Here is a 14,925-nt window from a genome sequence, read left to right on the forward strand (position 1 = left end):
ACTAGCTCAGCTGGTAGAGCGCAACCTTGCCAAGGTTGAGGTCACGAGTTCGAACCTCGTGTGTCGCTCCAATTTCAGGAAAGATGTGCTCCAACGAGGAACCTCGAGTACCTAGTCGGCCACGTCGCTCCAATTTCATTGCTGCCGCTGTATGAGCAGGGGAACGGCAAAGCTACTACTGTGAAGTATTAGTTCAATTGCAACATTCCTGGGTTAATCGATTCTCGATAATCTTGTGTGTTGTTTCAATGTTCCATAACCTGTTGGTTATTGGGAACCATTATGAAGCGATCAGCTTCGAAAACATCATTGTTGATTTGCCCTTACAGCCTTATGGCTGTTTATTTTTGTTAAGCAATATCGAGATGCTCTGTTTAGTGTCACATGACGACACAAGCTCTTTGAATGGTGTGATACGGGTAATGTTAATTGCCAGCAGGGAGCTGTGAATCGTATCTGTCTTAATTTATCCCGACCAGTTTATGCCTGAATGCCTTGTCGTTCGTGGGCTTGAGCTTGTGGCGGATAGAAAATACTGAGATCGTGCACAGAGTTATCCACAATTCTATGTTGTGGGTAAGTCGGTTGATTACGTGTGCCGATACAGTGTGAACAAGTCTGTATTTATCTTTTTATTCTTCAATAAAACAATAATCTAAAAAAAACAATCCACAATATAAAGTGTTGTTTTTTATGGTTTTGATCCCCTTTATTCAAAACTTATATACAACCTGATCCACTCTGTGGATGTTTGGATAACTTTTTTTGAGTAGGTACTATTGGGCTGTGTTTAATATTGGGAATAGCAGATAAACAGACAAAATTGAAAATGTTTTCCACATTAACTCAGAAGCCTGATCAAGCTCTCACTATGTGTGGATAACGTTGCAATATGGCAGCCGGACGGTTTCCCCTCTCTGCTAGGCATCGCGCGGTAGGCCTTTCTCCACGATGCGCACTAGTCGTTTAGTGCTCACTGGCAGGACATTGATAGCAGCCTGCAGGCGCTTCTCGAGTTGCTTTTCTTTTGCCCAATCGATGTGTTTATCCAATAACGCATTTTCACCCTCTCTGGACTCCAATGCTTCGATGATTTCTGGGCTATATGGGGCATTTCCCATCGCAATGGTCAAATTTCGTAGCCATTGAATATGGCCGATGCGGCGAATTGCTGAACCTTCAGTATTTTTCAGGAAAGCGGCTTCGGTCCAAGTGTACAGTGTAGTCAAAGGTTGTAGGCGTAAGTTGTCACGGCAGTGATAATCGGTTTCTTTTGTCACCTCGGAAAAGCGGTTGAACGGGCAGACAAGCTGGCAATCATCGCAGCCGTATACTCGGTTACCTATCGCTTCCCGGAACTCTTCAGGGATCACACCGTCAAACTCTATGGTGAGATAAGAAATACACCGCCTAGCATCAACCACACCCTCTTCGACAATCGCTTGGGTAGGGCAGCTGGTCATACAGGCGACGCATTTACCACATTGGTTTTCCTCTGGGCTATCAACAGGCAATGGTAAATCGATAAGCAGTTCACCAAGGAAAAACCATGAGCCAGCCTGCTGATTAAGCAGTAACGAGTGCTTACCTGTCCAGCCCAGTCCGGCTTTTTCAGCCAGCGGGCGTTCCAAGATGGGAGCCGAATCAACGAATGGCCGATAGCCAAATGGTCCCACTTCCTGCTCAATCAATTGTCCGAGCCGCTTGAGCCGGTTACGTATCAGCTTGTGGTAATCACGGCCGAGGGAATACCGGCTGATGTAGGCAGTCTCTGGGTGGCTTAAACTGTGGGCAAAGCTTGCCTCTGGTGGTAGGTAATCCATTCTTGCGCTGATCACCCGAACGGTTCCTGGGTGTAATTCTGCTGGGCGTGCCCGCATCATGCCATGGCGGGCCATCCAGTCCATGTCGCCGTGGTAGCCCGCATCAAGCCAGCGCTGCAGTTGCGCTTCATGTTGGCTTAAATCGACATCGCTGATCCCAACCTCTTGGAAGCCGAGCTCTTTGCCCCATTGCTTGATTTTCTGGGTAAGATTGCGATAGTCGATGGTCATACTTGCAGTACCGGGCTTCATTGGGGGCGGAAGTTTACCACAACCACAGCAAATGTTGAGAGGATCATCATGAAGATCTTGGTCTGTTGATCGTACTGATTGATGCTGTCGCTACAATGGATCTTGTCAATGTGGCATAGGTCCGCCATGTTGACGAGAAAAGGGAGGCTTTCATGAGTGCGGAATATTGGTCTGGCAAACTTTACCGAGCCGAGCAGGTTCGCCGGGGAGAGCAGCAGGTCGCTGCGCAGCAACAATTGGATATGTACCAGTTGATGGAGCGGGCTGGTACCGCGGTGTTTCGAGTGCTTGAACAAGAATTTTCCCGCCAGCAGCACGTATTGGTATGCTGTGGCGGCGGTAATAACGGCGGGGATGGCTATGTCGTCGCCCGGTTGGCACGCGAAGCTGGCTATCTGGTGACGCTTTGGCAATTGGGGGACGCCGCACGGCTCACAGGAGATGCAGCCAAAGCTCGGGATGCCTGGCTGGCGGGCGGAGGTCAGATCTTGCCCCCCGGTAAGGCGATCCCTACCATGATCGAGGTGGTGATTGATGCCTTGCTGGGAACCGGCCTTAGTGGTGAAGTTCGCCCTGAAGGACAGCGGCTGATCTCGATGATCAATCGGATCGCGTTGCCGGTGATAGCGGTGGATATTCCTTCTGGGCTGTGCGCGGATACCGGGAAGATCCTCGGCCAGGCCATCAAAGCCTGGGTCACGGTGACCTTTATTGGCAGCAAGCAAGGCTTATGGACGGCGCAGGCGGCCTGTTATGTTGGCCACGTGCAGTTTGCTGGGTTGGAGGTGGCGGATGCTTTTGAGCAAATCGAGTCACCACCGGCTATTCTTAGCCAAGCTTCAGATATCGCCTGCTGTTTGCCTCCGCGCCAGCGTGATGCCCACAAGGGTGATCACGGTAAGATCTTGTTGGCCGGAGGTGATCATGGGATGGGCGGGGCGATCCGTATGGCGGCCGAAGCGGCGGCAAGGGCCGGAGCAGGCCTGACGGCCGTACTGACGCAACCTGACAATGTGTTGGCAATTGTGGCATCAAGACCTGAAATAATGGTTCTTGGCTGGCAGGATTCACAACGTTCTGTGCTGGCCCAGCGTCAGTTGTGGGCTGATGTGCTGGTTTTGGGCCCTGGGCTTGGTCAATCGGCATGGAGCCGGGCTTTATACGACGTGCTCGCCCAGACAGAAAAAAGACATGTGGTGGATGCAGATGGATTGAACTTATTGGCGCATTCACCAGACTATAAAAATAATCGTATAATTACTCCTCACCCCGGTGAGGCGGCAACGTTGCTGGCCTGTTCGGTCGCCGAGGTGGAAGCAGATCGTTTCTGCGCCGCAAGAACCCTGCAACAGAAGTACGGCGGAGTGGTCGTGCTAAAAGGTGCAGGGACCTTAGTGGATGATGGTACCCTGTGCTGGGTATGTGCAGCGGGGAACCCAGGAATGGCAACGGGTGGGATGGGGGATGTGCTCTCCGGTATCATAGGGGCGTTGTTGGGCCAAGGTTTGTCTTTGGCTGCTGCTGCCCGATGCGGAGTATGGATCCACAGCACCGCTGCTGACCGCTGCGCAGCTGAGGGGGAGCGTGGTATGCTTGCCAGCGACTTGTTCCCTCATATTCGACAATTAGTAAATCCAAGATAAGAAGACAATGCATAGTTTTGAAATCCTGCTCGTTGATGAGCAGGCGACGGTAGATTTAGGCCACAAGCTGGCCCACTCCTGTCAGCGCCAGACCACCATTTATCTTCATGGTGACTTGGGGGCTGGGAAAACCACCTTTAGCAGAGGCTTTATTCGTTCTTTGGGTCACCCTGGGAATGTGAAAAGTCCTACCTATACTTTGGTGGAGCCTTATGAACTTCCGCCTTGGCAGGTCTATCATTTTGATCTGTACCGCCTTGCGGATCCTGAAGAGCTAGAATTTATGGGGATCCGTGACTATTTTGCCGCGGATGCTATCTGCTTGGTGGAATGGCCGGAGAAAGGGGCTGGCGTATTGCCAGAAGCTGATCTTGAATTAGATATGCGCTATCACGGTGAGCAACGTAAAGTTACCCTGACGGCAAATAACGAATACGGTAGTGAACTCATTAAACGCTTGGAGTTGTGTTGATAGGATGTCGTTACGGGCTTTTTTGAATGCTGTGATTTTAGGGGCTAGTCTGTTTAGCTCATTGGCCATGGCAAATGAGTTGAAAGGGATCAGGGTTTGGCCAGCACCAGAGGAAACTCGCGTGGTGTTGGATCTAAAAGACGAAGCGGTTTTCAGTTATTTCACTTTGACCAAGCCAGATCGCTTGGTGGTGGATCTCAAGCAGACTTCGTTGAAAACCAAGTTGCCAGTGGTGGTGAAGGACAGTGCGATCCTGACCAAAATTCGCAACAGTGGTGCGCCAGAAAAAGGGACCTATCGTCTGGTGCTGGAAATGAAAGCGGGGATGACCCCAAACCTGTTTACGCTGGCACCTACGCCCGATGGTCATTACAGCCATCGCTTGGTGTTGGACTTGCCACATGGTAAAGCAGCCTTAGTTAAGAAGCCTGAACCGACTTCGAAGCCGTCTGTTGCGAACCAACAGGCCATATTGCCTTACGGCAGCGATGATATCATCGTTGCGATCGATCCTGGCCACGGTGGTGAGGATCCTGGCTCAATTGGCCCGAGCCGGTTGTATGAAAAGAACGTGACGTTGGATATTTCCAAAAAGGTTGCGTCTCGGATCAATGCCACCCCGGGAATGAAGGCCGTGATGACCCGTCAGGGGGATTACTTTGTAAACCTTAACCGGCGTACCGATCTGGCCCGTAAAGAACGTGCCCACTTGCTGGTCTCTATTCACGCTGACGGTTTCCATCAACCTCAACCTCGTGGCGCATCGGTATGGGTGCTTAATACCCGCCGGGCGAACAATGAAATTGGCCGCTGGCTTGAGCAGCATGAAAAGCAGTCTGAGCTACTCGGTGGCGGTGATGTACTGTCCGGTGGCAGTGATGACCAGTACTTGAGCATGGCGGTTCTTGATTTGCAGTTTAGCCATTCCCAGAAGGAAGGGTACGACGTTGCCAGTCGGGTATTGAAAGAGATGAGCAAGGTCACGACCTTGCACAAAAGCAGGCCGGAGCATGCCAGCCTGGCGGTGTTGAAGTCTCCGGATATTCCGTCGTTGTTGGTTGAAACCGGGTTCATTACCAACCCGACCGAGGAGCGGCTGCTAAACTCGAAGTCACACCAGAACAAACTGGCGGATGCGGTCTACCGTGGCGTATTGTCGTATTTTAACGAGAAGCCACCGGAAGGGACTCTGTTTGCTTCCCGCAACCAGGGAGTCAAGCATAAGGTAGCCAGTGGTCAGTCGCTGAGCGTGCTCGCTAACCGTTATGGTACGTCTGTGGCTGCTATAAAGCAGGCGAACAATCTCAAGTCGAATACCTTGAAGGTTGGTCAGGTTTTGGTGATCCCGGGTAAAGCCCCGGTAACGGCATCCGCAACAACGGCGGCTGTGGCGACAACGACAAAGACGGTGACGCATACAGTGAAGCGCGGTGACTTCCTTGGCAAGATAGCCAGCCAATATGGGGTGACTGTCGCGAGTATCAGGCGTGACAACAACTTACGTTCCGATGAACTGGCAGTCGGCCAAAAACTGAGAGTGTCAACGACGGTTCCGATAACCGCACCTGAAACGGTAGCTAGAGCGACAACCACCAAAACAGTGACGCATACAGTGAAGCGTGGTGAATTCCTTGGCAAGATAGCCAACCAGTATGGGGTGACTGTCGCGAGTATCAGGCGTGACAATACGTTACGCACCGATGAACTGGCGGTTGGCCAACAGCTGAAAATTTCAGTGAAGGCCCCGGCATCGGTAGTCCATACCGTGCAGCGGGGGGATTTTCTCGGTAAGATTGCCACTCGTTATGGAGTAACTGTCAGTCGTTTACGTGAAGCGAACCAATTACGTTCAGATAAATTGGCGGTTGGACAAAAACTTACTATTCCGAGTAGTTGATTATGCCTATTCAGATCTTGCCAGCTCGTTTGGCGAACCAAATTGCTGCTGGTGAGGTGGTAGAGCGACCCGCGTCGGTGGTCAAAGAGCTGGTTGAAAACAGCCTGGATGCAGGGGCAACCCGCATCGATATTGATATCGACAAGGGGGGCAGTCGAACAATCCGGATCCGCGACAACGGTAAGGGGATCCCCAAGGACGAGCTGGGCTTGGCCCTAAGCCGCCATGCCACGTCAAAAATTGCCACGCTCGATGATCTTGAAGCCATTGCCAGTCTGGGGTTTCGCGGTGAGGCGCTAGCCAGTATTAGTTCGGTGTCGCGCCTGACCTTAACTTCCCGCACCGCTGAGCAAGAAGAGGCCTGGGCTGCGTATGCCGAAGGGCGGGACATGGAGGTGCAACTCAAGCCTGCGGCCCATCCTGTCGGGACTACGCTGGAGGTATTGGATCTGTTTTTCAATACACCGGCCCGACGTAAATTTCTCCGTACCGAAAAGACCGAGTTTGGCCATATTGACGAGTTGCTAAAGCGCATCGCCCTTAGCCGGATGGATGCCACCATTAACCTGCGTCATAACGGCAAGGTGATCCGTCAATATCGTGCGGCCAACACCCAAATCCAAAAAGAACGTCGCTTGGCCGCTGTGTGCGGGCAGGCCTTCTTGGAGCATGCCCTGGCGGTTGAATTGGCCCATGGCGATCTCAAACTCGGCGGTTGGATTTGCAGTCCGCAGGGCGCAAGATCACAGAACGATATCCAGTACTGTTATGTCAACGGCCGGATGATGAAAGACAAGCTGATCAATCATGCTATCCGCCAAGCTTACGAGACCAGTCTGGCCGCCGATCAATATGCGGCCTATGTGCTGTTTATCGAGGTCGATCCACACCAAGTGGATGTCAACGTGCATCCGGCCAAGCATGAAGTCCGCTTTCACCAGGCCCGTTTGGTGCATGACTTTATTTGTCAGGGACTGCAAAGTGCCCTGATTGAAGGGGCAGCGGATGACGCCGAGCAGGTGGTGAATGCGCCGGCTCCTAGGGCCAGTGCCCGAGCACCGGAAGCACCGTACTCATCGGCTTCTTCCTCAACTCCGTCTTCTCATTCTCATGGTATTGCCGAACCTAATGCGGCATTGGCTGCCGTGGCTCGCACCCCGGATTACCCTAACAAGGCTCCTGCCCGTGACTGGCTAACAGCAGCTGGTACGCCTTCAGGAAGTACCGCGGGCAGTGATGCTGATGTTCAAGGCTCTGAGCAATCATCAGGCTATCGGGACGGAACGGATACCTCCTACGTTCCGTCAAGGGATGAACAGACCTATCGTGGAAATGATGGTGCTAAGGGGGGAGCAGGCCGTTCTGGTGGCAATAGCCGCTCCCGCTATCAGGATGATGGCCCTAGTCCGGAAGAAGTCGAGGTCTACCAACAGCTGATGCAGACGGTGGCATCGTCGTCGACGCCAGCTTCATCGACTTTGTCGGTATCCAGTCCATCTCTTGCTAGCCCATCGCCGGCTCAACCACAGGCCAAGCAGCCAGCCTCCTTTCCTGAGAGGAAAGCTGTCAGCCAGGTACCAACTCGCCAGGATGCCATCGATACGACCAATGGAGTCGGGCTGGGCAAGGCCCTGTCACTCGTGGCGAAGCAATACTTGCTGCTTAACCGTGATAACGGTCTGGCCCTGTTGTCATTGCCCCGAGCTCAGAGCCTGCGGACCAAAGGACAGTTACGTTTGGCACAGGGAGAAGGATTGAAACCACAGCCCCTGCTGATCCCGCATTCCATTCCCGTCGAGCCGGATATGATAAACTGCGTCGAGCAGCATGCGATGTTGCTTAAGCAGCTCGGTATACAGCTTAAGGCCAAGAATAAACAGCAGTTGATTATCTTGTCGGTATGCCAGCCACTACGTCAGCAGAACTTGCAACAATTGATACCGGCGCTGCTAGCCTACCTCATGTCCGTGGCCGAAGACGCAGAAGCGCAAGGGTGGGACAAGCTGTTAGACTGGCTGGTTGGGCAGCTGACTGTGCCCACAGAAGCCTATACCTTATCCCAAGCAATCCAGTTGGTTACTGAACTGGAGCAGCTATGGGGTCCAGAACTCGAACACTACTTTTCAGACTTGTTGCGCCCGGTCGACGTGAGCGCAGCAGTAGAAGCTTTTAATTATGACTAAGCCATTACCACAGGCAATTTTCCTAATGGGCCCGACAGCGTCGGGCAAAACTGATTTGGCGATCCGATTGCGCCAACAACTTCCGGTAGAGTTGATAAGCGTTGATTCAGCCCTTATCTATAAGAATATGGATATCGGTACGGCAAAGCCCGATGCCGACGAATTGGCGCAAGCGCCACATCGATTGATCGATATTCGTGATCCAGCGCAAAGTTATTCAGCTGCAGACTTTCGCGCTGATGCACTGAAAGAAATGGCTGATATAGTTGCACAAGGGCGCATTCCTTTATTGGTTGGTGGTACTATGCTGTACTACAAGGCATTATTGGAAGGTTTATCGCCACTGCCAGCGGCTGAACCGGTGATCCGCGCTCAGATTGAGCAGGAAGCGGCGGAGAAAGGTTGGCAGGCGATGCACGAGGAATTGGTACGGATCGACCCGGTGTCCGGGGCTCGGATCCACCCCAATGATCCCCAACGTCTTTCACGCGCATTGGAAGTTTTTCGAATTTCGGGTAAAACTTTAACTGAGCTGACGAAAACTCAAGGTGATACCTTGCCTTACAGGGTTCACCAGTTTGCAATAACGCCCACGGACAGGGCTGTGCTGCATCGGCGGATCGAGCAACGCTTTGAGAAAATGATCGACGCAGGTTTTGAGCAGGAAGTACGAGCTTTGTATGAACGCGATGATCTGCACCCAGACCTTCCTTCAATTCGTTGTGTTGGTTACCGCCAGATGTGGGAATATTTGGACGGGCAGTGTTCTTTGGATGATGCGGTTTTCCGCGGTATCTGTGCTACTCGTCAATTGGCGAAGCGTCAAATCACCTGGCTAAGAAGCTGGAAAGATCTGACGTGGTTGGATAGCAGTGACCCAGAATTGGCGTTACAAACCGTCACAAACTCAGTTAGATGTGATGTTTGATTAACGTGTATACTGGTTACTGTTTTGCGTATTTTTAATTTTGTTCGTTGCTAACTACAACTACAAACAAATAAGGAAAAGAAATAATGGCTAAGGGGCAATCTCTGCAAGACCCATTTTTGAACGCTTTGCGTCGTGAAAGAATCCCAGTTTCAATCTACCTGGTTAATGGTATCAAACTACAGGGCCAGATTGAGTCTTTTGATCAGTTTGTGATCCTACTGAAGAACACTGTAAACCAGATGGTGTACAAGCATGCGATTTCAACAGTGGTACCGGCTCGTCCAGTTAACCACCACCATACAGGTGATCGCCCAGCTTCGGCAGAACGTTCACAAGAAAAAACCGAAGAATAATACTCTTCATTAAGGAGTTGATTGCTTGTTTGACCGTTATGAAGCCGGTGAGCAGGCAATTCTTGTTCATATCAACTTCACGCAAGATGGGGAGTGGGAAGACTTAAGCGAATGCGAAATGCTAGTCTCCTCGGCGGGAGTCAATACGCTACGGGTGGTAACCGGTAGTCGTAAAACTCCCCACCCTAAATATTACGTGGGTGAAGGTAAAGCACAGGAAATTGCCGAAGCGGTTAGGGCTGAAGACGCCGAAATCGTTATATTCAACCATTCTCTTTCTCCAGCGCAAGAGCGCAACTTGGAGCAGATTTGCAAATGCCGTGTATTGGACCGTACCGGTCTGATCCTCGATATCTTTGCTCAACGAGCGCGTACCCACGAGGGTAAGCTGCAAGTCGAGCTGGCACAGCTACGTCACATCTCAACCCGATTAATCCGCGGTTGGACCCACCTTGAGCGTCAAAAAGGCGGGATCGGCTTGCGTGGACCGGGTGAAACCCAGTTGGAAACGGACCGCCGTTTGCTTCGCGATAGGATCAAGACGATTTTGCGCCGTCTTGAAAAAGTCTCCAAGCAACGTGATCAGGGGCGCCGTGCACGAAACCGTGCCGAAATCCCAACGATTTCACTGGTTGGATACACCAATGCCGGCAAGTCGACGTTGTTCAACCAGGTGACCGATGCTGGCGTATATGCTGCTGACCAGCTGTTTGCTACTCTGGACCCGACTCTACGCAAGATTGATGTGGCCGATGTTGGTACCTCAATTTTGGCTGATACGGTCGGTTTTATTCGTCACTTGCCCCATGATTTGGTCGCGGCCTTCAAGGCAACCCTGAAAGAAACTCAGGATGCCAGTTTGCTACTGCATGTGGTCGATGCCAGTGATGACCGTTTCCGTGAAAATATTGAAGCGGTTGAGACGGTACTCGAAGAGATTGATGCCGGTGAGGTGCCAATCTTGGTGGTGATGAATAAGATCGATAATCTAGAAGGTGCATCGCCACGTATTGAACGTGATGAAAACGGTGTTCCTCAACGGGTTTGGGTCTCGGCGATGGAAGGGCTGGGGATTGAGCTGTTGTTTGAAGCTCTGACCGAACGTCTCTCTGGTACCATGGTGAAGCATACCCTGCGGTTACCGCCTCAGTACATTGGGCGCTACCGGAGCAAGTTTTACCAGCTGGGGTGCATTGTCAGTGAGGAATATGACAATGATGGCAGCCTGCAAATTGACATTCGCTTACCGCTGGTAGAGTGGTCTAGGTTACAAAAAAGAGAAAGTACTTCGTTAGATGACTTTATCGTTGCTTAATGGACTGCTAGAGTAATAAGAAAAACTGTCGTCATATCATATTGATGGAGTTCTATAATGGCGTGGAATGAGCCTGGAAACAACGGCGGCCGTGATAAAGACCCTTGGGGGAACAATAATCGCGGTGGTCGTGAACAAGGTCCACCGGATCTCGATGAAGTTTTTTCAAAACTGAGTCGTAAATTCGGTGGTATTTTTGGGAATAAAAAGGGACCTTCGACCGGCGGCAGCGCTGCAGGTCTTGGGGCAATAGCAGTTGTGGCTGCAGCGGTATGGGGCTTTTCTGGTTTCTATACCATCGGCGAAGCGGAGCGCGGCGTTGTTTTGCGTTTCGGTAAATTCTACGAAATGGTAGATCCAGGTCTGAACTGGAAACCTACTTTTATCGATGAAGTCGAGCCGGTAAACGTGCAGGCTATTCGCTCTTTGCGCAGCTCAGGCTTGATGCTGACCAAAGACGAAAACGTACTGAAAGTTGAAATGGATGTTCAGTACCGTGTGGCCGAGCCACAAAAATATCTGTTCAGCGTAACTAATGCCGATGATAGTTTGCGTCAGGCCACAGACTCTGCACTGCGTGCGGTGATTGGTGACTCGACCATGGATCAGGCTCTGACCACAGGGCGTCAGGTGATTCGTGCGAATACGCAAGAAGCGATCGACAGCATTATTCAGCGTTATGACATGGGCTTGTTCGTTGTTGATGTCAACTTCCAGTCTGCTCGTCCACCGGAAGCGGTAAAAGATGCTTTCGATGATGCTATCGCAGCGCGAGAGGATGAAGAGCGTTTCGTTCGTGAAGCAGAAGCATACAGCAATGACATCTTGCCGAAGGCAACTGGTCGTGCTGAGCGTCTGAAGAAAGAAGCGGAAGGTTATTCTGAGCGTGTGATCAACGGTGCATTGGGTGAAGTCGCTCAGTTTGAAAAGCTGTTGCCACAATACCTAGCGGCACAAGATGTGACACGTAACCGTCTGTACCTTGAGACCATGGAACGTGTTTACTCTAACACCAGCAAAGTTATGGTCGACTCGCAATCAAGCGGTAACCTGTTGTACTTGCCTCTGGATAAGCTGATTAACCCAGCCCAGCAGAGCAGTCAGCCAAAGAGTGGCTCATCTACCGATTACGGTATTGAATTGGAGAAAGTCGAGACCGCTCCGGTATCAACCGCTCCACGCAGTACCGATACTGGCCGCCAGGGGAGATTTTAATTATGCGTAAGTTAATGATCCCGGTGATTGTTGTCTTTATCGCGACGTTGCTAATGTCAATGTTTGTGGTACAGGAAGGCGAGCGCGGTATTGTGGTGCGTTTCGGTCGTATCCTCAAGGCTCCTGATTCGGATGTCGCACGGATCTACGAACCAGGCCTGCACTTCAAAGTGCCAGTGTTTGATCGTGTCCGTACGTTGGATGCCCGTATGCAGACCATGGATGACCAAGCTGACCGTTTTGTAACGTCTGAGAAAAAAGACGTTATCATCGATACCTACGTGAAGTGGAAAATCGAAGATTTCGGCCAGTACTACCTGACAACAGGTGGTGGTGATTCATCAACAGCAGAAGCACTGCTAAAACGTAAAGTGATTGACAGCCTACGTGCTGAAATCGGTTCTCGTGAAATTAAGCAGATTGTTTCAGGCCCAGACCGCGGTAATCTAATCGACAGCAATGCCGTTGTTGAAGAAGATGACGCACCGGCAACAGAAATCGTCGCTGAAATTGCTCCTCGTAAAGAGGTAGAAGGTCAGCGTGATCAAATCATGGCCAATGTACTGGCCGACATCAAAGTTAGCGCTTTCAAAGACTTGGGTGTTGAGGTGGTTGACTTCCGTATGAAGAAAATCAACCTACCGGATGAGATCAGCGAATCTATCTACCGCCGTATGCGTGCTGAGCGTGAGTCGGTTGCCCGTAAGCACCGCTCTCAGGGCCGCGAGAAAGCCGAGGTTATCCGTGCCCAGTCTGAGCTTGAAGTCGCGAAGATTTTGGCCGATGCTAACCGCTTGGCAGCCGTTGTTCGCGGTGACGCCGATGCGCAAACCGCAGAGATTTACTCAACGGCTTTCAATCAGGACCCAGAGTTTTATAACTTCCTGCGTTCATTGAAAGCATACGAGAACAGCTTCAACTCTAAGAACGATATCTTGGTTGTTGACCCGAACACGGATTTCTTCAGATACATGAAAGAATCCAACGCGGTAGCCAACTAAGTACCATTCTGGTTGCAATGAAAAGGCAAGACTTCGGTCTTGCCTTTTTTATTGGGTATAATTCCCGCTTGTACTGCGAGGAGAAAATGATGAGTAAAGCAATATGGATGGCATTGGGGTTAGTCCTTGTCTTTGAAGGGCTTGGGCCGTTGTTGGCTCCGAGAGGTTGGCGTGAGATGGTGAGCCAGTTGAGTCAGCAGAATGATAATGCCCTGCGTCGAATCGGCGGTTGCTTGGTGGTTGCTGGCAGTGTTATCGCTTATATGATGTACACTAGTATGTAAATTCCGCTAGCACGTTTGCGTGACAGGCATCTTGTACATTTGCCGCCTATGGTCAAAAAATGACTGCAAGCCAACGTTGAAGGTGCTAGAATCCCTTTTTAACTACTATAGATGAAGAAAGATGGCAAATAATGTAGTCGTTCTTGGCACCCAATGGGGTGACGAAGGTAAAGGTAAGATCGTTGATCTATTGACCGAAGATGCAAAATACGTAGTGCGCTACCAAGGTGGTCACAACGCAGGTCACACCCTTGTCATTGACGGTGAAAAAACTGTCCTTCACCTGATCCCATCAGGCATCCTACGTGACAACGTTAAATGTATCATCGGTAACGGTGTTGTACTTTCTCCTGACGCGCTGATGAAAGAAATGGGCCCACTTGAAGAACGTGGTATCCCTGTTCGCGAACGTCTGTTCCTGTCAGAAGCTTGTCCGCTAATTCTTCCATACCATATTGCTCTTGACCAAGCGCGTGAAATCGCTCGTGGTAAGAAAGCGATCGGTACAACGGGTCGTGGTATCGGTCCTGCATATGAAGATAAAGTTGCTCGTCGCGGCCTACGCGTTGGTGACCTTTTCGACAAAGAAGCATTTGCTGAGAAGCTTAAAGAAGTGATGGCTTACCACAACTTCCAGCTTGAGCATTACTACAATGCTGAGCCTGTAAGCTACGATGAAGTCCTTGAGACAATTATGTCTCAGGCTGACATTCTAACTTCAATGGTTATCGACGTAACGAAAGAACTTGATGATGCCCGTCTACGTGGCGATAAGATCATGTTCGAAGGTGCGCAAGGTACATTGCTTGATATCGACCACGGTACTTACCCATACGTAACCTCTTCAAATACTACTGCTGGTGGTGTTGCTGCAGGTTCTGGTTTCGGTCCGCGCCACCTTGGTTACATCCTAGGTATTGCAAAAGCATACTGCACACGTGTTGGTGCAGGTCCATTCCCGACTGAGCTATACGATGGTCTGGATAAGCAAGACCCAGTGGGTAAGCACCTAGGTGAAGTCGGTAACGAGTTTGGCGCTACAACAGGCCGTTTACGTCGTACTGGTTGGTTTGATGCGGTTGCTATGCGCCGTGCGGTACAAATCAACTCAATCTCAGGTTTCTGCCTAACCAAGCTAGATGTATTGGATGGCCTAAAAGAACTTAAGATCTGTACTGGCTACAAGACCAAAGATGGCGAAATCCTAGAGGTATCACCAATGGCGGCTGATGCTTACGAAGATCTAGAGCTAATCTACGAAACGGTTCCTGGCTGGTCTGAGAACACCTTCGGTGCTAAGTCTTTGGATGCGCTTCCACAAGCGGCTCTAGACTACATCGCACGTATCGAAGAGCTAACGGGTGTGCCAATCGACATCGTTTCTACCGGCCCTGATCGTAACGAGACAATTATCAAGGTTCACCCATACGGTGAATAATTGCTGATTACAGTGATTGATTTGAAAGCCAGCCCTATGGGGCTGGCTTCAGATTGCTGACGAACCCCACTTTTTAAGTGGGGTTCTTTTTTAGAGAGCGGCCGTAGGCCGCGATCGC

12 protein-coding genes are annotated in these 14,925 nt (G+C 50.8%); 11 read left to right on the forward strand and 1 reads right to left on the reverse strand.

What is annotated here, in order from left to right:
* Positions 1 to 920: 920 nt before the first annotated feature.
* A complete protein-coding gene (queG, locus tag NHN17_RS23415; protein ID WP_255045089.1) occupies positions 921 to 2,048 on the reverse strand; it encodes a tRNA epoxyqueuosine(34) reductase QueG in 1,128 nt (375 codons plus the stop codon).
* A 179-nt stretch (positions 2,049 to 2,227) separates the two neighbouring features.
* On the opposite strand from queG, the gene NHN17_RS23420 reads away from it, so the two are divergent.
* The 11 genes from NHN17_RS23420 to NHN17_RS23470 all read left to right on the forward strand — a co-directional run bounded on the left by NHN17_RS23420 (position 2,228) and on the right by NHN17_RS23470 (position 14,807).
* Entirely contained in the window at positions 2,228 to 3,718 is a 1,491-nt protein-coding gene (locus NHN17_RS23420; protein ID WP_255045078.1) for an NAD(P)H-hydrate dehydratase, read from the forward strand.
* A gap of 7 nt (positions 3,719 to 3,725) precedes the next feature.
* Entirely contained in the window at positions 3,726 to 4,190 is a 465-nt protein-coding gene (gene tsaE, locus NHN17_RS23425) for a tRNA (adenosine(37)-N6)-threonylcarbamoyltransferase complex ATPase subunit type 1 TsaE (protein WP_255045079.1), read from the forward strand.
* Positions 4,191 to 4,194: 4 nt separating this feature from the next.
* Entirely contained in the window at positions 4,195 to 6,087 is a 1,893-nt protein-coding gene (locus NHN17_RS23430; protein ID WP_255045081.1) for a LysM peptidoglycan-binding domain-containing protein, read from the forward strand.
* 2 nt (positions 6,088 to 6,089) lie between these two features.
* On the forward strand, positions 6,090 to 8,270 hold the full coding sequence (mutL, locus tag NHN17_RS23435) for a DNA mismatch repair endonuclease MutL (RefSeq protein ID WP_255045082.1): 2,181 nt from the start codon (positions 6,090 to 6,092) through the stop codon (positions 8,268 to 8,270).
* Positions 8,263 to 9,198, forward strand: coding sequence for a tRNA (adenosine(37)-N6)-dimethylallyltransferase MiaA (gene miaA / locus NHN17_RS23440; RefSeq protein ID WP_255045083.1), 936 nt, complete (start codon positions 8,263 to 8,265; stop codon positions 9,196 to 9,198). Before mutL ends, miaA begins: the two co-directional genes overlap by 8 nt.
* Positions 9,199 to 9,284: 86 nt before the next feature.
* Entirely contained in the window at positions 9,285 to 9,554 is a 270-nt protein-coding gene (gene hfq / locus NHN17_RS23445) for an RNA chaperone Hfq (RefSeq protein WP_039458576.1), read from the forward strand.
* A gap of 25 nt (positions 9,555 to 9,579) precedes the next feature.
* A complete protein-coding gene (gene hflX, locus NHN17_RS23450; RefSeq protein ID WP_255045084.1) occupies positions 9,580 to 10,869 on the forward strand; it encodes a ribosome rescue GTPase HflX in 1,290 nt (429 codons plus the stop codon).
* Positions 10,870 to 10,926: 57 nt separating this feature from the next.
* Entirely contained in the window at positions 10,927 to 12,084 is a 1,158-nt protein-coding gene (gene hflK, locus NHN17_RS23455; protein WP_255045085.1) for an FtsH protease activity modulator HflK, read from the forward strand.
* Positions 12,085 to 12,086: 2 nt separating this feature from the next.
* Positions 12,087 to 13,085, forward strand: coding sequence for a protease modulator HflC (gene hflC, locus NHN17_RS23460; RefSeq protein WP_255045086.1), 999 nt, complete (start codon positions 12,087 to 12,089; stop codon positions 13,083 to 13,085).
* A gap of 89 nt (positions 13,086 to 13,174) precedes the next feature.
* Positions 13,175 to 13,369: a DUF2065 domain-containing protein gene (locus NHN17_RS23465; protein ID WP_255045087.1), complete on the forward strand. Its 195-nt coding sequence runs from the start codon at positions 13,175 to 13,177 to the stop codon at positions 13,367 to 13,369.
* A gap of 121 nt (positions 13,370 to 13,490) precedes the next feature.
* On the forward strand, positions 13,491 to 14,807 hold the full coding sequence (locus NHN17_RS23470; protein WP_255045088.1) for an adenylosuccinate synthase: 1,317 nt from the start codon (positions 13,491 to 13,493) through the stop codon (positions 14,805 to 14,807).
* Positions 14,808 to 14,925 lie beyond the last annotated feature (118 nt).

This window comes from Photobacterium pectinilyticum, from assembly GCF_024357955.1.
In the GTDB taxonomy this organism is placed as follows: domain Bacteria; phylum Pseudomonadota; class Gammaproteobacteria; order Enterobacterales; family Vibrionaceae; genus Photobacterium; species Photobacterium pectinilyticum.